Source organism: Pseudoalteromonas sp. BZB3 (assembly GCF_040104455.1).
GTDB lineage: Bacteria > Pseudomonadota > Gammaproteobacteria > Enterobacterales > Alteromonadaceae > Pseudoalteromonas.
Map to the genome: position 1 here is coordinate 77,853 of NZ_JBECOS010000018.1, position 23,636 is coordinate 101,488.

The 23,636-nt window shown below is 40.8% G+C and carries 21 protein-coding genes; 11 read left to right on the plus strand and 10 right to left on the minus strand.

What is annotated here, in order from left to right; genetic code table 11:
• Positions 1-143: 143 nt before the first annotated feature.
• Positions 144-1,541, minus strand: a complete 1,398-nt coding sequence (locus ABMY35_RS19390) for an alpha/beta fold hydrolase (protein ID WP_349287724.1) — start codon at positions 1,539-1,541, stop codon at positions 144-146.
• 13 nt (positions 1,542-1,554) lie between these two features.
• A complete protein-coding gene (locus tag ABMY35_RS19395) occupies positions 1,555-2,301 on the minus strand; it encodes a helix-turn-helix transcriptional regulator (RefSeq protein WP_349287725.1) in 747 nt (248 codons plus the stop codon).
• A 242-nt stretch (positions 2,302-2,543) separates the two neighbouring features.
• Here ABMY35_RS19395 and ABMY35_RS19400 point away from each other — a divergent pair, with 242 nt between their 5' ends.
• Together ABMY35_RS19400 and ABMY35_RS19405 are read left to right on the plus strand one after the other, a co-directional pair.
• Complete coding sequence (locus ABMY35_RS19400; RefSeq protein ID WP_349287726.1) at positions 2,544-2,894, plus strand: hypothetical protein; 351 nt, start codon at positions 2,544-2,546, stop codon at positions 2,892-2,894.
• 72 nt (positions 2,895-2,966) lie between these two features.
• Complete coding sequence (locus tag ABMY35_RS19405; protein WP_349287727.1) at positions 2,967-3,803, plus strand: DUF2145 domain-containing protein; 837 nt, start codon at positions 2,967-2,969, stop codon at positions 3,801-3,803.
• Between the two features lie 10 nt (positions 3,804-3,813).
• On the opposite strand, the gene ABMY35_RS19410 is transcribed toward ABMY35_RS19405, so the two are convergent.
• The 3 genes from ABMY35_RS19410 to ABMY35_RS19420 all read right to left on the minus strand — a co-directional run bounded on the left by ABMY35_RS19410 (position 3,814) and on the right by ABMY35_RS19420 (position 6,782).
• Positions 3,814-4,488 carry an RloB family protein gene (locus ABMY35_RS19410; protein WP_349287728.1) on the minus strand — a complete coding sequence of 225 codons (675 nt, stop codon included), beginning with the start codon at positions 4,486-4,488 and terminating at the stop codon, positions 3,814-3,816.
• Positions 4,478-5,746: an ATP-binding protein gene (locus tag ABMY35_RS19415; RefSeq protein ID WP_349287729.1), complete on the minus strand. Its 1,269-nt coding sequence runs from the start codon at positions 5,744-5,746 to the stop codon at positions 4,478-4,480. The genes ABMY35_RS19410 and ABMY35_RS19415 overlap by 11 nt, the downstream gene beginning before the upstream one ends.
• 505 nt (positions 5,747-6,251) lie before the next feature.
• On the minus strand, positions 6,252-6,782 hold the full coding sequence (locus ABMY35_RS19420; protein WP_349287730.1) for a TetR/AcrR family transcriptional regulator: 531 nt from the start codon (positions 6,780-6,782) through the stop codon (positions 6,252-6,254).
• An 82-nt stretch (positions 6,783-6,864) separates the two neighbouring features.
• On the opposite strand from ABMY35_RS19420, the gene ABMY35_RS19425 reads away from it, so the two are divergent.
• The 6 genes from ABMY35_RS19425 to ABMY35_RS19450 all read left to right on the plus strand — a co-directional run bounded on the left by ABMY35_RS19425 (position 6,865) and on the right by ABMY35_RS19450 (position 13,195).
• The gene (locus tag ABMY35_RS19425; RefSeq protein ID WP_349287731.1) at positions 6,865-7,518 is read left to right on the plus strand and encodes a glutathione S-transferase family protein; all 654 of its coding nucleotides are present in this window, start codon (positions 6,865-6,867) and stop codon (positions 7,516-7,518) included.
• A 1,281-nt stretch (positions 7,519-8,799) separates the two neighbouring features.
• On the plus strand, positions 8,800-9,054 hold the full coding sequence (locus ABMY35_RS19430) for a helix-turn-helix transcriptional regulator (protein WP_058031874.1): 255 nt from the start codon (positions 8,800-8,802) through the stop codon (positions 9,052-9,054).
• On the plus strand, positions 9,055-9,591 hold the full coding sequence (locus ABMY35_RS19435; protein WP_349287732.1) for a hypothetical protein: 537 nt from the start codon (positions 9,055-9,057) through the stop codon (positions 9,589-9,591).
• Positions 9,572-9,748, plus strand: coding sequence for a hypothetical protein (locus ABMY35_RS19440; protein ID WP_349287733.1), 177 nt, complete (start codon positions 9,572-9,574; stop codon positions 9,746-9,748). The genes ABMY35_RS19435 and ABMY35_RS19440 overlap by 20 nt, the downstream gene beginning before the upstream one ends.
• Before the next feature lie 210 nt (positions 9,749-9,958).
• Positions 9,959-11,335: a M23 family metallopeptidase gene (locus tag ABMY35_RS19445; RefSeq protein WP_349287734.1), complete on the plus strand. Its 1,377-nt coding sequence runs from the start codon at positions 9,959-9,961 to the stop codon at positions 11,333-11,335.
• A 309-nt stretch (positions 11,336-11,644) separates the two neighbouring features.
• On the plus strand, positions 11,645-13,195 hold the full coding sequence (locus ABMY35_RS19450) for a Calx-beta domain-containing protein (protein WP_349287735.1): 1,551 nt from the start codon (positions 11,645-11,647) through the stop codon (positions 13,193-13,195).
• Positions 13,196-13,319: 124 nt separating this feature from the next.
• Here the strand turns inward: ABMY35_RS19450 and ABMY35_RS19455 are convergent, their stop codons facing one another.
• From ABMY35_RS19455 to ABMY35_RS19465, 3 genes are all read right to left on the minus strand, one after another.
• The gene (locus ABMY35_RS19455) at positions 13,320-15,743 is read right to left on the minus strand and encodes an ABC transporter permease (RefSeq protein WP_349287736.1); all 2,424 of its coding nucleotides are present in this window, start codon (positions 15,741-15,743) and stop codon (positions 13,320-13,322) included.
• Positions 15,736-16,425 carry an ABC transporter ATP-binding protein gene (locus ABMY35_RS19460; RefSeq protein ID WP_349287737.1) on the minus strand — a complete coding sequence of 230 codons (690 nt, stop codon included), beginning with the start codon at positions 16,423-16,425 and terminating at the stop codon, positions 15,736-15,738. Before ABMY35_RS19460 ends, ABMY35_RS19455 begins: the two co-directional genes overlap by 8 nt.
• Positions 16,426-16,488: 63 nt before the next feature.
• Positions 16,489-17,736: an HlyD family efflux transporter periplasmic adaptor subunit gene (locus ABMY35_RS19465; RefSeq protein WP_349287738.1), complete on the minus strand. Its 1,248-nt coding sequence runs from the start codon at positions 17,734-17,736 to the stop codon at positions 16,489-16,491.
• Between the two features lie 177 nt (positions 17,737-17,913).
• Here ABMY35_RS19465 and ABMY35_RS19470 point away from each other — a divergent pair, with 177 nt between their 5' ends.
• Together ABMY35_RS19470 and ABMY35_RS19475 are read left to right on the plus strand one after the other, a co-directional pair.
• Positions 17,914-19,284, plus strand: a complete 1,371-nt coding sequence (locus tag ABMY35_RS19470; RefSeq protein WP_349287739.1) for a sigma-54 dependent transcriptional regulator — start codon at positions 17,914-17,916, stop codon at positions 19,282-19,284.
• Positions 19,217-20,578, plus strand: a complete 1,362-nt coding sequence (locus tag ABMY35_RS19475; RefSeq protein ID WP_349287740.1) for an ATP-binding protein — start codon at positions 19,217-19,219, stop codon at positions 20,576-20,578. Before ABMY35_RS19470 ends, ABMY35_RS19475 begins: the two co-directional genes overlap by 68 nt.
• 59 nt (positions 20,579-20,637) lie before the next feature.
• Here ABMY35_RS19475 and ABMY35_RS19480 read toward each other — a convergent pair whose 3' ends face one another.
• The gene (locus tag ABMY35_RS19480) at positions 20,638-21,696 is read right to left on the minus strand and encodes a kelch repeat-containing protein (protein WP_349287741.1); all 1,059 of its coding nucleotides are present in this window, start codon (positions 21,694-21,696) and stop codon (positions 20,638-20,640) included.
• A gap of 383 nt (positions 21,697-22,079) precedes the next feature.
• Here ABMY35_RS19480 and ABMY35_RS19485 point away from each other — a divergent pair, with 383 nt between their 5' ends.
• Positions 22,080-22,397, plus strand: coding sequence for a DUF952 domain-containing protein (locus ABMY35_RS19485; RefSeq protein WP_349287742.1), 318 nt, complete (start codon positions 22,080-22,082; stop codon positions 22,395-22,397).
• A gap of 57 nt (positions 22,398-22,454) precedes the next feature.
• On the opposite strand, the gene ABMY35_RS19490 is transcribed toward ABMY35_RS19485, so the two are convergent.
• Positions 22,455-23,576 (minus strand): FAD-dependent monooxygenase, encoded by a 1,122-nt coding sequence (locus tag ABMY35_RS19490; protein WP_349287743.1) that lies wholly within the window; start codon positions 23,574-23,576, stop codon positions 22,455-22,457.
• Positions 23,577-23,636 lie beyond the last annotated feature (60 nt).

The following is a 23,636-nucleotide window of genomic DNA, read 5'->3' on the forward strand; positions in this document are numbered from 1 at the left end:
AATTTAGTAAACCCAAACTATCAAAGGTTAGTATTTAGGGACTAAAAGTATTGTTTGAATAAACTTTATTGAGGTTTTATTAAGGATGGCTCCTGACGAAGATCAGGAGCTAGTGAGTTAAAAAGCTTAAAATCACAAGATGATTACTTTAAAGTGCTCTCAATAAAACCCTGCATCTGTTCAAGCATTTGCTCGTAGTAGGGGTTAAAGGTTAAGCGCTGCAAATTAGGGGTCGTTTCTAAGTTCGCCTCTGTAAGCTCACCTAAAGTAACCGCATTGGCTGTTTTACAACTGACGAATAGTTTAGTTCCGGTTAGATGCTCGCAATTACGATAACTCCCCTGCCAACCATAATGCGGGTTACTCGGCGCATTTGTTGGGGATGTGTGTGCTATATCAAGCACATGCTTACAATACACTTGCCCCTCACACGAAAAAGTCGTGACGGTTTTTAATGAGTTAGGTAAGGCATTAAGTTGATCTTCAACGTTATTTGCATAGTAATACACAAGCTTATCTTGTGCTTGCGCTGCGCCGTTTTGTGCGTGCCAGCGAGCCAGTATGTTTACCGTTGCTTCGCTGTTGATGGTTTGGTCAACTTCGCTCGCCACCACAAAAAACGGTATATTGCGTAGCCCTTTTAACTTTTTCGGTTCGATCCGCTTCATAAGCGCATGAACTTGTGCGCCCGCATTGGCAGGGAACGACTCATACTTAGCAAAGTCAATATCTGCCGCTTCATCTAAATAGTTGGTAAACCAACTGACGTATTTCGCTGCCCACGCCATACCCGCTTTTGCTTCACTGGCTGGCGACCACAGCATTACCCCTTTAAGTTTTTGCAGCTCACTTTCGTTCAAGGTATTGTGATTTAAGTAATCAACAACCAAAGCACCGCCTGTTGAAAAACCACCTAAATACACGTTATCGAAATCGTTAAGCATGCTTTTAATGGCATACGATGCCGCTTGTCGCCAATCAGCTTGGTCAATATCAACCAAGGCTTCTGCGGATGTACCATGTCCAGGCAATAACAGAGTACGCACCGATATACCCTGCTCAACAAATGAATTGGCTAAATCATGAAATAAATATGGTGAATCCGTTAAACCATGAATAAGCAATACCGCTGCCTTTTCGTTATCGGCTTTGAGCTCAAACGGCATGATTAAGTCTACAACTTGAAGTGGCTTATTTGCATACAAGCGTTTGCTGGTTTCTGTTTTAATTGGACAAGGCATGTTTGCTTTGGGGTTTTGCGCATTAATATGCGCACGCGCAGCAGCCAAGTAATCTTGAAAAGATTTGTTTGATGCAAAGTCGAAATTGATGCGCTGAACACCGCCTTTGGCAAATCGATAAGTACCTGCTTGTTTAAATTTTTCGATTTGCGCAAGGTCGTTATTAATCGTCACACAGTTAAGCGAACTAGTGGCTTTAGTCGTAAACATATTGGCCGCAAACACATTGGCTGAGAAAGCACTCGCAGATAAAACCGCAGCACTCAGAATCGCTTTATTGAAAATAGTATTAACTGACATGGAAAGTGTCCTTCTAATCTTGTGATTTATTGCGTCTAAACTGCTCGAATAAAGTTGGTTCCCATGCTCGCATCGCGAATAAGAGCCCCATATGTTTGCGTTTAGCAATTGGCAGTGCCGAATCTTCTTGATTTAAGATCGCCGCTTCTTTAGTAAGCTGATTCAATTTACGTTGAATGATATCAATCGAAGAATTGGAATAACGACCTCGTAAATAAAAACGAAAGCTATCTTCTTCATCAAACTTACTCGCCATAAAACGATGCAACACCTCTTGTTCCATAAATCGCTCTAACGGACCGTTTTTGATCCATCTAAAATCTTGAGCGATAAGGAGTTTATAATGATTGTTAGGCAGTAGTTGTATAAGCTTGATTTTATCGAGCCGCGCAAATAAACGAATAAGCTCAAACTGGTCGATATCATATTGCTCAATAATGTCATCAAACTTCCATGCATCCCTTACACACACCGCCACCAGCAATAGCTTAGGATTATCTATCAGTTCTTGCTCTTGATCTAATGTGAGCTCAGTTAGTTGGTCTTGTTGCTTCTCGGTGATGGAAAATAAGTCAGACAAGCTAATCTGCAATAAATGACAGATCTCTTCTAAGCGCTGCAAAGTAAAGCTTTGCTGAGCAAAAATGCGTTTGATATTTGCCTCACTCATGTCGAGTTTTTCGGCAATGTCTTTGTACGTTAGCTTTTGCTGTTTAAGCAGCATTTTAAGTGTATCGCTCACCTGCGAAATTTGGCTCATAGTGTTCCTTAAAAGTTTTACCAATGGCTTTCAAAAGGCACTCAAACAGCATAAAAGTCACTGTTGCCAACAACCAAAAAAATTGAAAAAGCCTGAGTAAAGCGCCAGATAGTTTAGGATTACTATACTTAGAGTTTCTTAAATTGCTACATCTAATAACTGAGTTTACGTAATTAATCCTCTGGTCTAACTTGTAGTCAACGCAAACAAACACAGTATGTTGAATTTAAAAGGACACCACTATGAAACGCATTTCTCAACTTTTCACATTAGGTTTAATTGCATTGACGTCATTTGCATCACACGCAGAATCAGCGTCTGAACATGCCAGCAAAGGCAGCCGCCACTCAGCACTTGCTAGCGCACACAGCACAACAGCAAGTGCCCAAGTAGCCAGCGGCGTAGTCGCAGTACCTTTATTAGTTGTTGGCAGTACAGCATCAGCAAGCCAAGCAGTTGGCGAGTCACTAATCGATGCAGCGTCAGGCAAACATAAAATCGATAAGCATAAACCGCTCGAAATTACCGAGATCACCATTACCGTGGACCGCTCACCCGCAGAGCAAATGAAGAAGTCAGACAAGAAAGACTAATTAAGCGACTTAACTCAAATACCTCACAAAAGCTGTAAAGCCCCTTTACGGCTTTTAATCAAGGAGCACATTATGCGCTACTTTAAATCTCTCATTTTCACATTTACTTTGCTGCTTTCTCTAAATACCTTTGCAGGTAGTCAGCAAAATAGCGAATCTAAGTTTGCAGCCGAAGAAGTGGCTAAGTTTGCCAAATCAGTAGAAAAGTATGCAGCGAAACAGGGCGCCCGTGCGTTTATTATTGCGCGTTTAGGTCAACCAGAAAAAGACTTACCTCGCGGCTTTCAATTCACTCACACTGCTATTGCTGTTTATTCTCAGATCACGTTAGACAATGGTAACAAAGCCAAAGGCTATGCCATTTATAACCTGTATCAAAATGCCGATAACCCAGAAAAGAGTGCGTTAATGACCGATTACCCTGTCGACTTCTTCTGGGGTGTAGAGAGCCTAAAAGCTGGAATTATTATTCCTTCACCCGACTTGCAACTTCGCTTAATTGAAGCCATCGCATCAGGTAAAAATCAAGCGCTACATAACCCAAATTACTCGTTAATCTCCAACCCATTTAACAATCAATTTCAAAACTGCACAGAACACACACTGAACGTGATCAATGCTGCGATATACGAAACCGACGACATGACGCGTATTAAAGCCAATACAGAAGCCTACTTTACGCCACAGCCAGTGAAAGTCAGCCGCTTTAAATTGGCATTAGGAAATTGGTTTGCTAAAGGAGTGAGTACAGAAGACCATGGACGAAAGATTCAGACCACCAGTTTTACGAGTATTGGTCGGTATTTAAAAGAGTTTGGCTTGATGGAAGAAGCGGTGGTTTATGAGGGTGGAGAGGTTAAGGGGCTGTTTTATAAAGTCGACTTTCCTCGAAAAAAACAAAAAACTTAACCAACAAACTTTAGCTCTTTTTTATCGACATAATAAATTTCATTAGAGTATGAAAATTTGTAAAAGGTACATCAACAAAGCTTGTATTACAGTATCGTTCTAATTTTTCTGCATTTCCCAATGCTGTTTCAATGTTTTCAAAGGTTTCCTGAAAAATTTTCCTATTGCTTTTTGTGTAATTAGGAAAGTGTTGTTTTAACTCTGCCTCCACATTTTTAGCAGCTGTTTTATTTTGAGTTTTATCAAATGATTTAGTTGTATATACAAAATGAAGTAATAACCATAACTCAAAACACGGATTACTATTTATAGAAAGACACTTACTACCTTGATTTTTATTTAAGGAAGCTATTTTATTGATTGCATTATAATAGTTGGAATGCTCATCTCTATCGAATACACAGAATGCAAAGTCAAAATCTGGCTTATGCGATCTTGACTCCTCCTTTAATATTCTTTCTGCTTCCTTAACTATATTAAGAGGGTCTTGCCCTAAACCTACTAAATGAAAATTGGCACTAGATAATCTAAAGTGCTTAATACACTCTAATAGATAGTGATAGCCTGAAACTGTATCTTCGCAAACAATTAAGAACTTAGAGTAGGGCTCTTTCTTCTCGATTTCCCTACTTTTCTTTTTACTGGCCTTGGCTTTTAGCTTTCGAAATAAATCATCAGATCCCATCTACATTCCTCCACGAAATAAAAGGTAACGCGCCATATGCACCGGACAAATACTTTTCTTCTAAATTTTCATTACCTTTTCTTACCTTAAACTCGCTCAGTGAATAAAGTGCACTTTGATTTTTAGTTTTCTGCATAAACCACACCTGATCTCTTCGAAAAACAGATTGGTTCAAAATCGAGGTTTCATGAGTTGTGAAAATAAGCTGTGCATTATTTGGGTTTGTTTTCTTGCAATGAAACATCTCAACCATATGCTTGACTAACAATGGATGCAGATTTGAGTTTAACTCATCAACAAATAGAGTCTTTCCTGATTTTAAAGCATCTAACCAAGGCCCTGCGAAACTAAAAAACCTGTTAGTACCATCAGATTCTTCACTCAACTCAAATTCAACTAAATCTTCATCTTCGTCTTTTCTAAAAAACTTTGTTTCAAAAACTGTCTCACCTTGAAGTTTTTCAGCTAATTGCTCTTTCAGCTCAAGAGGTAACTCTGATGGTAGTTTATCAACATGGAACTCTTCTTTTTCAATTACAATATCATCGATTACAATATCAACATCTTGAAGTAATTCTAAGACTTTTTGTTTTTCAGATTCGATGTCGCATTGTTTTGATGTAAAACTAGAGCTCCAACCATCTACTCCTGCAATAGCAATACCTTTGTTAAACCAATCAAAAGGCTGTTTCAACTGCGCACTATTTAACTGAACAGCAGTTGTTAAAAATAAAGTATTTTCTTTTGTCGATTGAGCCCAAGCTTGCTTTTCGCCAACTAAACTTCTACCGAAATCCCATTCATAGTGGTTTCCATTCCACGCCCTCAAAAACCATTTTTGAGGTTTCTTTTTGGGATATGCAAATAAATACTCGGTTAAAATTCTAGTTTTATTATATGAGAACCCATAGAGGAAACGGGTATTATTCTCAATAAATTCTACCTCAAACTCAGTTGGGGATTCTTTAGCTTTTTTTGACAACTTATAAGGTCTATAGGGTAATTGCTTATCAATTCTCCAACTCAAAGAATTTTCAACCATCTCCCTCATTGTAGACAATGCATCTATAAAGTTACTTTTACCACTTGCATTGCCACCATAGATTGCTGATGTATTTAATAACCTTTGACTATCATTCTCACTTTTCCATTCAAACGTATTCGTTTCTACCTTTTCCTTGTAAGGTCCAGGCTCCATATCTAAGACTTGTCTAGAGTAGATAGACATATAGTTTTCTACAGCTAGTCGAATGATCATTTAATGCTCCTAAAATTCAATACACCGAAATAATTACACCTGAATGTAGAAATGTCCATAAAAATAGCAAAAAACGTTATTTAGACCGACTATTTTCATTTTTCTAGTAATTATCAGCTATAAAATATTAATTTACCAAATGTATCAGGCGTTGAGGCTATCGACTTTAAAACCAAAAATACTCTTTATTTTTCAACTCTTCCGAAAAAACCAACAGGCAACTCCCTTTCCCCTTCTATCTCGCCTGAAAATAAGCAATTGATGAGTAATGTCAGCGCATGGATGCGCTGCAAGGCTGATTTAGTCCATGGATGGACTATTCAGCCGTTTACGTTCATATCAATTGCATTATTTGAAGAAAAAGCGAGATAGAGGGGCGCCGTGGGGTTCCAAGGGGCGGTCGGCGGCAGCCGCCCCCTTGGTTGCCGTCGCCAATGCGACAAAGAGTAAAGCTGAAGGCAAATTTCAATTACCTCAGCAACAAACCAAAACTGCTCATTGCACCTTACCCCTGACAGGCAACCAATAGCTTCTCCACCAACTTTTTATCAGTCAACGACTCTGACAGAGCCACTGCACCAATCATAGTTGCAGCTTCTTTTAGTGCTTCAGCTTCTGTCAACCCTTGCGATTCAATGTATTTCACAAAGCCTTTAAACACCTTTTCGTAAGTTTCTCTAACTAATGGCTCTCGCTGTCTGATGTCTGAAATCAACAAAGCTATCGGACATTGCTGATTGTCTTTAAGAGTTGGGTCTTGCCCTTGCTGTAAGTAGTTATGTTTCAAGCTTGCAAAACCTTGGTCGCAACCTTGAGTAATGTTCTCTCTAGCTTCAAATGCAGCAACCACCAGCGCTTGGTTATATAAATCGGCTTTTGATTTAAAGTGCGCGTAAAATGCACCACGCGTCATGTTTGCTGATTTCATCACGTCATTGATCCCCACAGCATCAAAGCCCTTTGCAACAAAAAGCTTGGCGGCGCAGATCAGAATTTTCTCTTTGCTTTTAGTTTTGTGCGTAACATCCCAAGGCATAGCTATTCCTTAAAATATGATCTTGAACATATTGTCGTTGCAAATAATATCGAGTGCAACCATTCAGAAAAGGAAAGTAAAAATGAACACACTCAAGATTGTAGGTCCTGATTTTTCAACATTTGTTCGCTCAATTGAGATGGTCTGCAAATTAAAGTCATTACCCTATTCGTTGCAAAACCAGTGGCAAGGTGAAGATGTCACATTGGGCTCCGAGGGACTATTAAAGCTTCACCCTTATGGCAAGGTGCCGGTATTAATTGATGGTGATTTTATCTTGCCTGAATCTAATGCCATTGCTCGTTATCTCGATACGCTTGAAGGCCCAAGCGTGTTTGCAAGAGACCCAAAACAAGCAGCCTTAATAGATGCTTGGAGTAGCATGCTGTCGATTTATGGTTATCGTGATTTGATCTCTTTGTATGTTTTAACCTTAAAGTTTCCAGCAAATCAAGATGGAACACCTTGTTTAGAAGCTTTAGAAAAAGGAAAACAAGCAGCACAGTCAACATTGAAAATATTGACAGAAAAATATAACTCGCAAAGTAAAAAAACTAATTGGTTTTTAGGAGAGCATTTCACTTTGGTTGATGCGATCTTACTGCCTATGCTGGATTACATTCATGGTTTAGAGGGCGATTTAAACTTGCTTAACCAATACCCTGATCTTAAGCGGTATTATCAAGCTGCTTTTGACTACCCGCATTGCGCTGAGGTGTTGAGTTTTAATCGTTAGCAAATAGACGGGGAGAAGGTCTGCACAGTGCAATCTATTCTTAGAACCAACTGAGGCCCCTTTCCCCTTCCACCTCATCTGAAAATAATTCATGGATAAGTGACGAGTGAACGATGCGAAGCATCACAGCGCGAGGAAGTGGAGGCATGGATGCCGACAGGCTGATACTTCAGGGAAGAATTTCGTAGCAATTTCAAATTGAATGACTCAGCCGCCCTTTGGTTGCCGTCGCCATAAATGACGACCTACAAAACTGGCAGACTCAAAATTTGCTAAACGAAGTACACAAAACCAACAGACAGCCCCCTACCCCTTCTATATCGCCGAAATTAAACAATTGATGAGTAATGTCAGCGCATGGCGGGATTTTTGTTCCAGACAAATCCCAAGTACCTAAATCCATCTAGGCAATGCGCTGCAAGGCTGATTTAGCCCATGGGTGGGTGACGAGTGAATGAAGCGAAGCATCGCAACGCGAGGAAGTGGAGGTATGGATGACGACAGGCTGATACTTCAGGGAAGAATTTCGTAGCAATTTCAAATTGAATGACTCAGTCGCCCTTTGGTTGCCGTCGGCATAAATGAAGATCTACAAAATGCTATCAAACTCAAACTTTAACGATACTTGTTCACAAAACCAACAAACAACTCCCCTACCCCTTCTATATCGCCTGAAAGTAAGCAATTGATGAGTAATGTCAGCGCATGGCGGGATTTTTGTTCCAGACAAATCCCAAGTACCTAAATCCATCTAGGCAATGCGCTGCAAGGCTGATTTAGTACATGGACGAACTATTCAGCCGTTTACGTTCACATCAATTACTTATTTGAAGAACAAGTGAGATAGAGGGGCGCCGTGGGAGTCCAGAGGGCAGTCGGCGGCAGCCGCCCTTTGGTTGCCGTCGCCAACGCGACAAAAAGTGAAATTGAAGGTTAATTTAAAATGTCGCCATAAATGACGAGATGCTAAAAAGTTTTGAGAGAAATGTTGTTGTACATCCATGTAGCTACGCCCATCGGGTATCCATACCCTCACCTCCTCGCGCTGCGAAACTTCGTTTCGGTCACTCGTCGCCCTTGCGCGAAAGTAACTTTGCTTCGCACACACCGGTTATCATCTAAGCAGCAGCTAAACTTGTTCATTTCACCTTGCGCAAAATAACCTTACTTCGTAAGGTGTATTTTGCACGATATTTAACAAAATATATACAAATGAATAATCTCATGATAGCCTGTTCCCGTTTTTATCTATTAATTTGTTAAAACACGGATAGGGGTTGAATGAAGGAAATCGAAAGAAAGCGCAGTGCAGAAAGCTTTAAGCTTCATGTGCAACGTTCACTTCGGCAAATGCGGCAAAGTAAAGGTATGTCACAAGCGCAATTGGCTAAAAAAATGATATCCAATGTTGATCAATCTACGATAAGCAATTGGGAGTCTGGCAAAAGTGAAATGACCATGACACAACTTTTAGATGTGTTATTCATTTTCGGTGTCGACCTAGATTCTTATTTTTCGTTTTTAAGGAAAGATTAAATGGAAGCATTATCAGAATATTTAAATTATTTCACATACGCACCGTTACCCATTTTTCTTTTTTCATTATTTAAATGCTGGGAAAATATTGGTGCAAGATGGTTTCTGATTTTACTAGTTACTGTTGAATGTATTGATCTTTATAGTTATCAATATTCTATTAATTGGAATACTCATTATTATGCTTGGAGTGTTTTCGTTAGTTTCTTGTTCTATGCACCGTCTTTCTATAGAAGTAGAATAGCTCATAAGTTGTATGAGAAAACTGATTCCCAATTTTTTTTAGAGGCTTCCAAGCTTAAATTTACCCAACAAGAGGCCGCTATACTTTTAATCTTTTTTACATCGATGATAGCTAACGGTATTAGCTATGTAGAAATAATCCTATATAAATATTATATTATTGATGTTTATTATTTTAAACTATATGTGCTAGACAATTTACAATTATTTCTACATATATTTCTTTGTTTAGCTGCTCTATCATTTCAGATTAACTCAAGAAAAGGACAGAAATATGAAACAGCTAACACTTAATGAGGCAAAAACTGTAATGGGAAGTGGTGCAGGCGGAGTTAAGAGCCCAGATGCTCCAACTCGCGGTGATGAAAAAGCAGAACAATCAACCAACGCCGACGGTAGCTACCAACCAGCGACTTTACCTGTCGAAACTAATACACCTGACGAAGGTTAATTTAGTCTTCACTAATTAACTCAATCACCTAAATAAACCCTGATTTTCAGGGTTTATTTGTTTTATTCCCTCCATAAAGTCCCTACACTAAATAACCGGTTCAGCTGGCGTGCACACTGCGTGATTAGAATGCCTAAGCAGATAAAAAATCTAACTATAAAAATAAAATGAAAATACATTCGTTCAACAGCGATGTTTCAAGGAAGTAATATGGCTTTAAAAAGACTGTTATTGTTAAGCGCATTTCTAGTTGGTTGCAATGACAATAATGAACAAGCAAAACAACCTAATGCACCTCTTTCAGCACAGACAACCTCTGATACAGCTGTGGCTGAGAGCGATAAAAATACTGCCAATACTGAATTATCAGCAGAGATTAACGCTGGGCCTGAGCCGCTTGAAACTCCACCTCAAGTCACAACTTATACTTTAAAACGCGGCCAAACCATTACCCATGTTTTGAAAGAAGCCGGATTCAGTTTGTCGCAAATTTATGCGCTAGCCCGCGACATAAAGCCTCATTTTGATTTTAAGAAAATAAAATCTGGGACTCAGTTCGATGTTGTCACGCACATAATCAATACACCTGTTATAACTGCTGAAACAATGACTGATGCCGACATAAACAGCAATGACACAGCAGACACTGACACAGTAAAAGAACAAAAGCACCTTCGCTTTGCCACCAGCTATGGTGAATTAATTGAAGCCACATTAATTGATAACACTTGGCAGTTGTCGTCTATTTCAATAGAAGTGAGACAACGTCGCTTCAGTAAATCATTTGAGATCAGTCAAAGCCTTTATAAAGCAGCGAGTAAGGCAGAGACCCCTGCCAATGTGATCAAAAGTGCGATTTTAGCCATGTCTCATTTTGTCGACTTTCAACGTGAGATCAGAACTGGCGATAAGATCACATTAAACTTTAGCCAATCAAGGGTGCAGCAAGACGCACATTTATTTGAAAAGTTTAGTGCTCCACAAAAACTTGTTGCCATAGAATTTGTGAACAACAAAGACGTCTACCAGCTCTACCAGTTTGAAGACGCCTATTACTTTGCAGATGGGAAACTGGCACAAAACTTTTTAATGAAAACACCGCTCAATGGCGCACGACTTTCATCGTCTTTTGGTAAACGAAAACACCCTGTTTTAGGCTACACTCGCCAACACAAAGGCATTGATTTCAGTGCACCAACTGGTACACCTATTATGGCGGCAGGTAAAGGCAAAGTACTCAAAGCCAATTACAGCAAAAGCTTCGGTTATCGCGTCTTATTAGAGCATCATGGTGGCTATCGCACCTTGTATGCACATTTAAAAGGGTTCGCAAAAGGCATTAAAAAAGGCGCCAGTGTAAAACAAGGGCAAATCATTGGTTACTTAGGTAATACCGGTATGTCTACAACCCGTCACTTACACTATGAGGTGCATAAAAATGGCAGAGCAATCAACCCATTAACCATGAAACAACCAAGTAATATTCAGTTGAAAGGCAATGATTTAGTGGCATTTAAAACGCATATTCAAGGGGTAAATCAAAGGTATGCCGCCATTCGTAAAAGCGATACGCACATTGCCGAGTAATCGCACCGTCTAACTCAATCATAAATAACGAGACTTTAGAAAATCGAGGGCAGAATAACCTGAGCCCTCGATATATAATCACGCTCACACCATCTCCCCCCTCTGTGTTTTCACATACTCAGCTACTACGACACATCGAAAAGTAAATTGCTAAAAGCACACAAAAAACCAAAAAACCACAACCTTTTAACTATTAATTGTAAATTTAATGTTTACTTTTTACTCTTTTTATGGATTACTAATAGCTCAAAAATAAAACACTCTTTCAAGGACTGGCCAAAACTCATCTAATCTCTAGAGAGGTAAGCTATGTTAAAACCCCACCATTTAGGCACCTTGCTGATCGGCTTATGTTGCTTCATATCTGCGCAAGTTTACTCGGCAGCTTGTACTGGCAAACTCTATGGTATAAATGCAGGTCGAGGAGAAGTCGGCTTAATTTTTGATGTAAATGAGTATAGTGGTGACACATTTATTCATTCCAAAGCACTCTTTAGCTCTGCGGCATTGACTTATGCCAGCGATTTAAATCGCTTGTACTATATCAGTGCGCCTAGAGCGTATGAGTATCAGCTTGATTTATTTGGCGTTGATTTAAATAGCACAGAGTTGAAGTCTCTACCTATTTCGGCCAGTCGGCACAAATACACCCGGATTGCCTATGTAGATATGACAACCAAAACACATACTTCTCTGGCGAAAAGTAAACCTATGTACCGTTTAGCTTATAATGAGAATACCGGCTTGCTAGTTGGCTCTTACTTCAATAAGTTATACAGCATAGACCCTCATACTGGCGCGACAACTTTACTTGGCACACTCTCAGGCTACACAGAAGACAGTGAAATGTGGCGAGGCGATCTGGCTTTTAATCAAGGGCAATTATATTTGGTTACTAACTCTGCCATTTTTACCGTTAACCTTGAGTCACTAACATTAAATAAGCTTTCCTCTCATTCTATCCCAACTTTAACGGGAGCGGTATTTAATGGCGCAGGTGCTTTGATTGTTAGCCGAGATAAAAGCAATGATTATGGCAGTCTAAATAAAACCGACCTCTACCAAGTTCAACCTTATACAGGAGAGGCATGTAAAATGGCAACGCTGCCTGCACAGCTAAATGATTTAGCCGTTGATAACACTGACAGTATAGGTTGCCCTGAAACACCATTATGCCAACCTCTCACACAACCTGAAATTTCTCTTTCTGCAATTACAGCTTCGGTGAATGAAGGTGGCACGTTAGAGTTTGAAGTCACGCTTGATAGAGCAACAGGGCAAGACGTTAAAATTGATGTTTCAACGACCCCAATCACGACACCGAATAATGATTACACCTACCCAGATCAAACCGTCACGATTGCAGCCGGTGAAACCAGTTATCGTATCCAGATCCCAACCATTGATAACTCGGTATACGAAGGAAATAAACAATTCACAGTACATGTTTCTGCTGCAGAGCATGCGACAGGGAGTGCACAGCAAATAGCAACCATTGTAGAAAATGACCCGAATACCGCTGAACAATTACAAAATGCCGCTAAAAATGGTCAAGTCAACTGGGAAGGCTCAGATGGTTGCTGTCACGGCCAGCGTATTAGAGGCATTAAAGGGTATTTTCCAAATGCGCCCGCAGGCACTGTTGTTAATTTTTATATCAGTAGTCAAAAAATAGCAACGAAAACACTGTCTGGCAGCTTTGCTTATGCAGGAGACAGTCAAAGTACTTGGTGGATGAACAATGGCACGGTAGCTTGGGCAACACTGACGTATAACGGTGTGACAGTAAACGTTCATACTGGTCATAAATCTCAAATTCACAATCATCACAATGTAAACTGCGCAAACGGTTGCTGGTAAAGCGACTCCCCCACAAGTAGTGCAAAAGCAAAATGGCTTCTGGAGAGAAGCCATTTTTTTGCTGAAAGCTAAGGCCAGTTATCACTGTCTGGCTTTTTCAAATAGAAATATATCTTGATATACGCTATTCATATCGTAATGCTGTGATTGGTCGCTCTTTTGCGGCAATAGCCGATAAAGAGCCAACCGTTACCCACGCAATCACAAAGGCCAAAGTCGTTGCAACAGCAAATGGCAGTATTGATAAATCAATACGATACACAAAGCTGTTTAACCACTCTTGCATAATGAAGTAAGCAGCAGGCCAAGCAATGATGTTTGCAATCAACACCTGCTTTGAGAACTCTTTATTTATCAAGATAACAATGTCTAACACCGATGCGCCTAGCACCTTACGAATACCAATCTCTTTGGTACGGCGTTGTGTGGTGAACGATGCAAGACCAAATAGCCCTAAACATGCAATGAAAATAGCCAATAATGAGAACAGGTTGAATACAATGAACTCTCTGTCTTCCTGCTGATACATTTGGTTGAATCTATCGTCTAAGTAGTCCAATGCAATCGGCTGCTCAGGTACAAATTTACCCCATGTTTGCTCAATATAGTCGCGTACTTGTGCCGTGTCGCCTGTGTACTTAATCGACATGTTGTAACCATTGTTATGGTTAAGCAAATGATAGGTTGGTGCCACTTCCGTTTTAAGTGATGAAAAATAATAGTCTTCTGTTACACCCACTATGGTCGCTGTGCCTTCAGTGGTACGAGTGAATAATACTTTAAACTGCTTACCTACCGCTTCTTCAGGGGTATAACCCAATGTTTTAGCGGCTACGCTATTAATGACAACACTAAACTCTGGGGTTGGGTTTTCTTCTGAAGGTTGAGAAATCGCATCTGCGGTAAAGTCACGGCTAAAACCTCGACCACTCAGTAGTTTAATATTGTAAGACGAGAAATAATCTTCATCGACTGCCAGCACTGGCATAAGCTGCATCTCTTTCGTTGCAGGGTGAAGTAAGCCCATTGAATCCGTCAGCGAACCCGTAGGAAAGCGTGATGTCATAGTGACGCTGGTGATATCAGGATTTGCCAGCAACTGAGTTTTAATGGCATCGCGTTGTGGGCTGGCTTCAGTGGTCCACAAACCTCGCAAAACAAAGGTATTCGATTTGTCATAGCCAAGCTCAATATTTCTCGCATAATTTAACTGCATACTTGCAATCACGGTTGCCACAATTAAGATAATTGCCACACTAAACTGGAATACCACCAGACCTTTTCGCAATAACGCGCCGGTTTTACCTTGCGTGACTTCGCCTTTTAACACTCTGGCCGGCTTGAAGGCGCTCAAATAAAATGCTGGATATATACCCGAAATTAAACCAACCACTAGCCCTAACGACAATAAAATACTCAGAGTATTTAAGTCTAAATAGCTAAAACTCAGCGTCTTACCAATAAAATCGGCAAAAATAGGTAAAGTTGCTTCAACCAACGCAATCGCGATAAACAGGGCAATATAGCAAAGCATGATGGCTTCAATCATAAACTGAGTGACAAGACTATACTTCTTCGCACCCAGTGTTTTACGTACTCCAACTTCCTTAGCCCGTTTAGTTGCGGTTGCTGTCGATAAATTCATAAAATTAACGCATGCAATTAATAGGATCAGCGCAGCAATGATACTGAATGAGAATACAATATTAATGTCACCATTCTTTTTCATTTCACCATAAAGGTGTGAATTTAAATAGATATCAGTAATATTGATCAGAGTGTAATGGAAAATATCTCCGAGGCCTTCTCCGATATGATTTTCTAAAAACTCAGGAAAGCGTGCTTCAAGTGCTTTAATGTCCGTATTTGGCTTCAATTTGAAGTAGGTTGAATAATTGAAACTCTGATCTGTATCCCATTTAGGGTTTTGAAGAAACTCAGCAGCCGTGCCCATACTCACTATTGCTGAAAACTCTAAATGCGTTCGCTTTGGAAGATCTTTGATAATACCAGTGACTTTTAAAGGAATACGATTCGCTAAAATAAGCGTCTTATCGAGTACGTCAATACTCGAAAAATAACGACGTGCTGCAGACTCTGTTAATACAACAGTATTGGGCTGGACTAAAGCGCTTTGCTTATCTCCCTTTATCATCTCAAGAGACATAAAATTGAACACATTGGCATCAGCTAATGTTAGCCCTACATCACTAAAGTGCGTATCACCAAAACCCAAAGTAGCCCCCATTGACCGAAGACGAGTAGCTTCAGTGATTTCATCAAAATAATTCGTAAACCGCTCCGCGTTATATACAGAGCCTTGAGCAAAACTCTGAGCAGGCGAGCCTGGCACAGTCATTTTTAATGACGTACGGTAAATGTTTTGGTGATCATTAATATGCTTGTCGTAACCTAACTCAGACTCAACAAAGATTGCCATACTAATACAAATCGCCAAGCCTATGGCTAAGCCAAGAATATTAATACCTGAGTAAAGTTTTTGTTTTAACAGATTGCGATAGGCAATGATCAAATAGTTATTAAGCACAACGCACCTCCTGCATATTTTCTGACACGATATGACCGTCTAATACATTGATCACGCGGTGTGCGTAATTGGCATGGTGATCTGAGTGGGTAACCATCACAATGGTTACGCCTTCTCGATTTAATTGCGCAAGTAACTTCATGACCTCTTCACCGTTTTTGGAATCTAGGTTACCTGTTGGCTCATCGGCCAAGAGCATTTTTGGCTCTGCGACAATGGCACGTCCAACCGCGACCCTCTGCTGCTGACCACCTGAAAGTTGCTGCGGGTAATGATCTTTGCGGTGCGCAATGTCGACCTTTTCTAAAATTGCCAATACGCGCTGCTCACGCTCTTTTTTCGCTATGCCTTGGTAAACCAATGGCAGCTCAACGTTTTCAAAAACGGTTAGCTCATCAATTAAGTTAAAGCTTTGGAAGATAAAGCCAATGTTGTCTTTGCGAATGTCGGCCAGCTTATTTTCGGTAAAGCCACTGATTTCTTTGCCATCAAAAATGTATTCACCTTGGTCGATATGATCGAGCATGCCGACGATATTGAGTAGCGTTGATTTACCCGAGCCAGACTGACCCATAATGGCCACAAACTCACCTCTCTCTACGTGCAGCGAGACGCTATCAAGCGCATGTGTTTCGACTGATTCTGTGCGGAATATTTTGCTAATGTTCGTTAAGTTGATCATCTGTTTAGTCCTAATTCTTTTTTAATTTTTAAATCTTTCTAATTGTTCATTGATGACGCACGTTTACTGCGTCAGCTTTAAAGTCTGCATGTCGATAAAAGTGCTGTAGCTTGAGGTGATGACTCTGTCGCCCTCGTTTAATCCCTCTAACACTTCAATGAATTTGTTATTGCGCTGGCCTAAGCGAACTTGTTTACGAATTGCAACATCGCTACCTTCTTCGATTACAAACACCCACTTACCTGCGGTATCTTGAAAGAAACCGCCATTTGGGATCAGCTTAGCGGGTTTTGCATCAGCTAGTAGCAACTCCATTTGTAGGGTTTGGCCACGACGAATACGCTCAGGTAAGGCATCGTTAAAAGTTAAATCGACTTCAAAACGACCATTGCTTACCTCGGCATAAACTTTTGCCAGTGTCAGTGTGTAATCTTGACCTTGGTGGGTGATTTTTGCGGTTTGACCAGCAAATACACGGCCCAGATAAAATTCATCAATTAACGCGCTGACCTTGTATTCACCGACAATATCAACCTGACCTAAACGTGAACCACGCGACTTAGACTCACCCAGCTCAGCATTGAATGCGGTTAGCTGACCGTCGATTGGCGCTGTGATCACTAAGTTTTCCAGATTCTTACGGGCGAAGCTTAAGTTCTTATTTAGCTGTGCAACACTGTCTTCAAGCTGGGCAATTTGTGCAGTACGAATTAGCTCATCTTGTTCTTGCTGTTCAATTACCAAAGTGCGGCGGTCTTTTAAATATTGTGTGCGGTCAATCACAGCTTTTAATTCGTTTTGTGACACCAAGCTGTTTGCCACTAGCTTTTTATGCTGGGCTAGTTTGCGTTCACTCTGCTTAATCTCGAAATCCAGCTCTAATAAGTTGCGCTTTAGATTTAAACGGTTTTGGTCGATGGCTAAACGGGTATTGTGTAGGTTATTTAACTGCTCAGAAATTTGTGCTTCACGAGAGATCACATCTAGCTGCAAACCAGTATTACTTAAGGCTAAAATCTTATCGCCCTTTTTAACCATGGCGCCTTCTTCTACAAAGCGCTGCTCTACACGGCCCCCCTCAATGGCGTCTAAATACACTGATTTACTCGGGGTAACATTACCACGAAGTGGGATCATATCTGTAAATTCACCACCAGTGACTGTGCTTACCTTTATTTTGTCCATTTCTAGGTTGTAACGACTGCCACTACTGTTTGCGGTATTGCTTATCAAAAAATACGCGATGGCAATTACTGGCACTGCTAACCACCATGCTTTAAATGTGCGTTTTTTGCTGATCACTTTATCCATTTCTAACATCCTAATCGTTTAGATTTGTTAGATATAAGACAATTACTGTGCCAAAAACAAAAAATGATATATAACAATAACTTAAAAATTTGGATACAATTTAATACAGATAAAAGTGTAAAACTTTAAAACACTTGGTGTACGATATCGTACACTTTGAAAGTAAGGAAAGACGCCATGGCTGTAATTGATAAGTCGATTCTGGTGGTTGATGACAACGCCGAGATTTTAATTGCCACTAAGATGTTATTAAAACAACACTACAAGCATGTTGTCACGCTAGATAACCCGCACAACATCAGTGACGCCATGGAGAAAGAGTCTTTTTCTCTTATCTTACTCGATATGAATTTCACCCGAGAATCGACCTCTGGGGCTGAAGGCTTTTACTGGTTAAAGCAAATCAAAGCCATCGACGAAGACGCCGTTGTGGTGCTCTTTACTGCTTTCGGCGATATGTCGATGGCGGTGGATGCCATCAAACAAGGGGCCAGCGATTTTGTGCTTAAACCTTGGCAAAACGAAAAACTCCTGGCAACCGTTGCGAACTGTATCGACTTAAGCGCACAGCGCCAAAAAAGCAAAAAGCTGAACCAGATCGCGGCGCTGTCTTTGGCAGATCAAAATCGTCCATTTGAGAATCTCATTGCGAAAAGTCCTGCTATGGAGCAAGTGTTTACAACCCTCGAAAAAGCCGCAAAAACCGATGCCAATGTACTGATTTTAGGTGAAAGTGGCACAGGTAAAGAAGTTATCGCTCGTGAATTTCATAAGCAATCATTGCGTGCCAACGACACCTTTTTATCGGTAGATATGGGCACCATTGCCAGCTCGTTATTTGAAAGTGAGCTTTTTGGTCATGCCAAAGGGGCGTTTACCGATGCCAAAGAAAACAAACAAGGTCGCTTTGAGTTGGCCGACACAGGCACCCTCTTTTTAGATGAAATCGGGAATATTCCACTCGAATTACAAGGCAAGCTGTTAACTGCTATTCAAAACCGTGTGATCACCCCAGTTGGCGGCAGCAAAGAAATTTCGGTCGATATTCGTTTGATCACCGCGACCAACATGAATTTATACGACATGGTGCGTGAAGGCTCGTTCAGACAAGACTTGTTGTATCGCATCAATACCGTCGAGATCACACTGCCGGCACTGCGCGATAGACCGCAAGATATTCCATTGCTGATAGAGTTTTATGCTGATCTTTACTGCAAAAAATACAAACTAGGCCATAAAACGGTAAGCGATAAGGCCATGGCGCAGTTACTTGCCTATGATTGGCCGGGTAATATTCGTGAATTACAGCATTTAGTAGAACGTTCAGTGATCTTGTCAGACGGTGAACAACTGCAATTTCAGCTCATGCCCAACCAAGAGACGCAAAGCGGTGCTGCGCAGCTCGATACCTATAACCTTGCTGACATTGAACAAATGACCATAGAGCGTGCTATTGCTGACTTTAAAGGCAACATCAGCCATGCAGCTAAAGCACTCGGTATCACCCGTGCGTCGTTATATCGCAAAATGGAGAAGTACGGTGTTTAATAAAAACAGCGCGGCGGTGTTAGGTTACTTTGTCTCGGCGGTTGGTTTTGCTTGTATTGGACTCTATGGTTTTACATTCAGTCATGCCACCTTGCTCAGCATTTTGGCTTTATTTGGCTCTGCCCTATTTGCAGCCCTAACACTCAAACTTTTTGCCAAACAGCAACAGCAGTTCAACGAAGTTATCAACGCACTGAAATATCAAGACAGTAGTTTTCGCCTCAGTGAAACCCATACCCTAGGTTTACAAGAGCAGCAGATCTGCAATGACCTGATCAAAAAAGTACAAGACGACAAATTCAAGCAAGCCGAGCAAGTCGCTATTTTTGAAACCATGCTACAGCACATTGATGCAGGGGTGATCCTCATCAAAAATCAGCAAGACGTAGTAGTGTGTAACAATACGGCTAAGCGAAGCCTAGACATTCGAAGGTTTAGCGATGCGAAAGAGCTTTTAAGCGCAAAGCCCATTCTTGAACAAACCACGCAAGGTGCCAGTGTCGAAGACGATATGTTGTTTAAATATTTCGCCTTTAATTACCATAACAATCGCTACGAGCTTTGGCTGTTTACTGCCATTTCAGAGCAAATAGAAAGTACACAAATGGATTCATGGCAAAAGCTTATTCGTGTATTAATTCACGAAATTGGTAACTCTGTCGCCCCAATTTATTCGCTCTCAAACACCCTAGCGACCATCACAGAGCAGCAACTTGCAACCCAAGTAGATGACCAAGACTTAGTCGACGATTACCTGCAAAGCCTGAACGCCATTGGTATTCGCAGCCAGTCCTTACTTGGCTTTATTGAAGATTATCGTAAGCTCACACATATTCCTCATTTAGAGCTACAACCGATCTCAGTGAAAAGCCTATTTGATGATTTGAAACCACTCGTTAAACCACAGTTTGATGAGGCCAATATCGCTTTAACACTTTCGATTGAGCCCGAAAACTTAACTGTCTTAGGCGATAAAAAAATGCTTGAGCAAGTGATAGTTAACCTAATCAACAATGCGCTAGATGCCTTAAAGTTAAGTCAAAAACATGAGAAAGCTGTGAACATCACTGCGAGTATTAACCGCTATGGAAAATGCGAAATTGCCATACAAGATAACGGCGATGGCATAGAACCCAGTGCACTTGAGAAGATCTTCGTGCCTTTCTTTACCACTAAACCAAAGGGCTCTGGCATAGGCTTAGCGCTTAGTCAGCAAATTATTCATCGTCACAAAGGGCGTATAAAAGTGGCCTCTGAAGTAGATGAAGGAGCCAGTTTTACGCTGGTTTTATAATAGCTTCTAAGAAGAGCCTGAATTAAAAGCGCTAGAAAGTTTTAACGCTTTTTCTTTTATCAGTTTTCTGTTGGCTGATAAATCAAAGTGCTTGATAACGTTTCTTGCGGACCAATTTTAGCAGCACCACCGAGCACATATACTTCTCCGTTTAGACTCACTTTACCGTGGCCATGACGCGGGGTCGGTAAGGGTTCAAGCTCCTGCCATTCGTCAATGTTAGGGTCATACAAAAAGACCGAGTTAAACACTTTTCCGTCCTGCCAATAGCCCGTGTTTGAAAATGCTTCACCGCCTGAGACGATAATCTTGCCATCAATCACAGCAGCAGCAAGCCCGGCCGCGGCAATCGGTAAAGGTGCGCGAGTTTGCCAAGTTTCAGTTTGAGTATCGTACACTTCAACGGTGTTTAAGTTTTGTCGGTTTTCACCGCCAGTACGGCCACCAATCACATAAATATTATTACCAATCACCGCGCCAGCCGCTGAGGCCCGCGCAGTCGGTGCTGGCTTGGCCTTACGCCAGTATGCGTTATTCACCAGCACATAGTGGGCGTTGGTGTCGATATTTTGCTTCTCGCCTCGTTTACGGGTTTTCCCGCCAATCACATGAATGCTTTTACCGACGCTTGCATACACAGATTCAGCCAAAGGGATCGGTAAAGAAGACGCACTCATCCAGCGACTCTTTCTGCTGTCTAAACGGTACACTGAGCGTTGTGGTTGCCACGCATCCTCTTTAGGGCCGGAGAAACCACCGATGGCATAAACATAATGAATATTGCTCGTCATCCCCAAATGATGCCGAGACTCAGGTAAATCGGGTGCTTTTTCCCAAAACTGTTCTGCAGGGTTTAAAATAAAGATCTTTCTTGTTGGCCCAAGACCATAGAAACTCTCTGATTTTGATGGCACGAAGCCACCCCCAACGAATATACGATCTAAAAACACCGCTGGGTAAACCTCTTGTATGGCGACAGGAAGATCAGGTGCAGGTTGCCAAATTTGCTCCATACCAGTCGGCTCTATAGTATCGACAGCTTTCTCTTCAGCAGCAGAATAGAAACTAATCAAGCTCAATAAAACCAAAGTAATCATTCCAGCAGATAATTGTGTCATGTACATTCCTTAAAAAATGTTCTTTCAATTATACCATTCAGGGGTGTATCTAGATCAGTAACATAGCCGTCATATTTGGAGAAGATAAATGCGTCTAATCGTTGATTACTAAAGATTAGTTAAAGCTAGGTGATTTTGACAACTCAGTCTGCATAATTACAAATTAATGACTGGTTTATTCATTCAGCTCAAAACATCATAACCGAGTTTCAATATCGAATTAGAACACTGTAAAACCCCTTTACTGTTTATCTTGAAGAAACGGTTAAACAAGTGAAAGCTAAAAGTACTCGATAAATAACTGCAATCTGTAAAAGTTTTTTAATTATCGCTTTTGAGGCACTTCTTTATAATACTCAAAATAAGATTTGTTGGACTCTATTATGAAAAGTGCCATTTATTTAATTTTACCTCGAACACAAGTTGCTGATGTACTTGCTCAACCTTTTTATATCACCCCTTCAATTGAGTCTGAGGGATTTATTCACGCGTGTAGTGAATTACAAATAGACTATGTAGTTGCACGATTTTATAAAAATAAAGGGCCGCTTGCTCTTTTAAAAGTTGACCCTGATTTGATCACTGCTAAGGTGAAGTATGAAGGTGCCACGAACAACCCTGAATTGGGTCTATTTCCACATATTTATGGCCCGCTGAATACCAATGCTGTTGTTGAAGTCAGTGAGTTAAAATACCAGTAAAGCAAATAAAAAACGCGGTGTAACTCTAACCGCGTTTTTCAAAGTTAATCTATAGCTTTAATCAAGCTCATTTAACAGTTTTCGCCAACCCACAACATTAGCTGGGCCTTTCAATCGAATAATGCTATTGCGAATAAATCGACCGATTGGCGAACGTCCTAACCCTGCTAGCTTAATGATTTTATTAGACTCAGATACCGTCCAAGAGATCCGCTCAGCTCTTGCTGTTTTATAGGCCTCTAGCGCTTCATCTACTTGTTTATTACTCAAGTTATCTGCAAGACAGTTTATATCTTCTAAAGACATGCCAGCGCCTTGCTGCAGACTTGGCGGGCAACCATGTAACGCATCTCCAACTAAAACCACACGATCAAATACTGATTCTGTTTGCACTACACTCTTAAGTTGCCCAAGTACTATATGCTGTTGTTCGGTTAAGTCTTTTACACATTGCGCAACAGGCACATCATACTCTGAGAAAATATCTTGTAGTGCTTTATCACTCGGTAATGCAGCATACTGACCTTGCTCATCCATAATTTGACCATAACAATACACCTCACTGTCACTGATTGGGTAAATCATAAATGCAGAGTCATTACCCACATAGTAAGTCGGCTGTATATTGGCTTTAGGCTTTTTAGTAATAAAACGCCAGTTAGTGACTTGATGAGTCAGCAGTGATGCATTTGGTTGAACCATACCTCTTGTGGCTGAGTTAATTCCATCAGCCGCAACGACAAGGTCATACATTTTACAAGCGCCGGTATTGAAAGTCACCGACACTTCTTTATTTTCTTGGCTGAGTGCTGTTGGCCAAGTGTTTAACTTCACATCAGTTGCCATACCGTCTCTTAAAACAGACATCAGCGCATCGCGCTTCAAAGCGACAAAAGGCGCTTTATTTAAAGGCGCTTCATGTAGTGAAGCAGAGGCTAAGGTCTTGCCCGATGACAGCGCGTATTCGATTTGATCAACTTGAAAAGCAAGCTGTTTAACCTGCTCGGCCAAATCTAATTGCTTTAGCGCAAGCATGGCATTGGCAGGTAAACAAATCGCAGCGCCTTCAGAAGCCAATTCTGATGACTTTTCAATAATATCAATCTCATGATCGAGTGGCTTTAAGCGACGATACAAAGCACAACCCGCAATGCCCGCTCCAACAATTAATATGCGCATTAAATTATTCTCATAACATGTGAATTTAAGCGCAATATAACATTAGATTAGCCTGAAAAG

Excerpts from the sequence above, each read along its gene's own strand:
- ABMY35_RS19460 (WP_349287737.1), bottom strand. The coding sequence starts at position 16,425 with ATGATCAACTTAACGAACATTAGCAAAATATTCCGCACAGAATCAGTC.
- ABMY35_RS19415 (WP_349287729.1), bottom strand. The coding sequence starts at position 5,746 with ATGATCATTCGACTAGCTGTAGAAAACTATATGTCTATCTACTCTAGA.
- ABMY35_RS19390 (WP_349287724.1), bottom strand. The coding sequence starts at position 1,541 with ATGTCAGTTAATACTATTTTCAATAAAGCGATTCTGAGTGCTGCGGTT.
- ABMY35_RS19470 (WP_349287739.1), top strand. The coding sequence starts at position 17,914 with ATGGCTGTAATTGATAAGTCGATTCTGGTGGTTGATGACAACGCCGAG.
- ABMY35_RS19445 (WP_349287734.1), top strand. The coding sequence starts at position 9,959 with ATGGCTTTAAAAAGACTGTTATTGTTAAGCGCATTTCTAGTTGGTTGC.
- ABMY35_RS19465 (WP_349287738.1), bottom strand. The coding sequence starts at position 17,736 with ATGGATAAAGTGATCAGCAAAAAACGCACATTTAAAGCATGGTGGTTA.
- ABMY35_RS19410 (WP_349287728.1), bottom strand. The coding sequence starts at position 4,488 with ATGGGATCTGATGATTTATTTCGAAAGCTAAAAGCCAAGGCCAGTAAA.
- ABMY35_RS19430 (WP_058031874.1), top strand. The coding sequence starts at position 8,800 with ATGAAGGAAATCGAAAGAAAGCGCAGTGCAGAAAGCTTTAAGCTTCAT.
- ABMY35_RS19480 (WP_349287741.1), bottom strand. The coding sequence starts at position 21,696 with ATGACACAATTATCTGCTGGAATGATTACTTTGGTTTTATTGAGCTTG.
- ABMY35_RS19425 (WP_349287731.1), top strand. The coding sequence starts at position 6,865 with ATGAACACACTCAAGATTGTAGGTCCTGATTTTTCAACATTTGTTCGC.
- ABMY35_RS19435 (WP_349287732.1), top strand. The coding sequence starts at position 9,055 with ATGGAAGCATTATCAGAATATTTAAATTATTTCACATACGCACCGTTA.
- ABMY35_RS19395 (WP_349287725.1), bottom strand. The coding sequence starts at position 2,301 with ATGAGCCAAATTTCGCAGGTGAGCGATACACTTAAAATGCTGCTTAAA.
- ABMY35_RS19405 (WP_349287727.1), top strand. The coding sequence starts at position 2,967 with ATGCGCTACTTTAAATCTCTCATTTTCACATTTACTTTGCTGCTTTCT.
- ABMY35_RS19485 (WP_349287742.1), top strand. The coding sequence starts at position 22,080 with ATGAAAAGTGCCATTTATTTAATTTTACCTCGAACACAAGTTGCTGAT.
- ABMY35_RS19475 (WP_349287740.1), top strand. The coding sequence starts at position 19,217 with ATGCAGCTAAAGCACTCGGTATCACCCGTGCGTCGTTATATCGCAAAA.
- ABMY35_RS19490 (WP_349287743.1), bottom strand. The coding sequence starts at position 23,576 with ATGCGCATATTAATTGTTGGAGCGGGCATTGCGGGTTGTGCTTTGTAT.
- ABMY35_RS19420 (WP_349287730.1), bottom strand. The coding sequence starts at position 6,782 with ATGCCTTGGGATGTTACGCACAAAACTAAAAGCAAAGAGAAAATTCTG.
- ABMY35_RS19450 (WP_349287735.1), top strand. The coding sequence starts at position 11,645 with ATGTTAAAACCCCACCATTTAGGCACCTTGCTGATCGGCTTATGTTGC.
- ABMY35_RS19400 (WP_349287726.1), top strand. The coding sequence starts at position 2,544 with ATGAAACGCATTTCTCAACTTTTCACATTAGGTTTAATTGCATTGACG.
- ABMY35_RS19440 (WP_349287733.1), top strand. The coding sequence starts at position 9,572 with ATGAAACAGCTAACACTTAATGAGGCAAAAACTGTAATGGGAAGTGGT.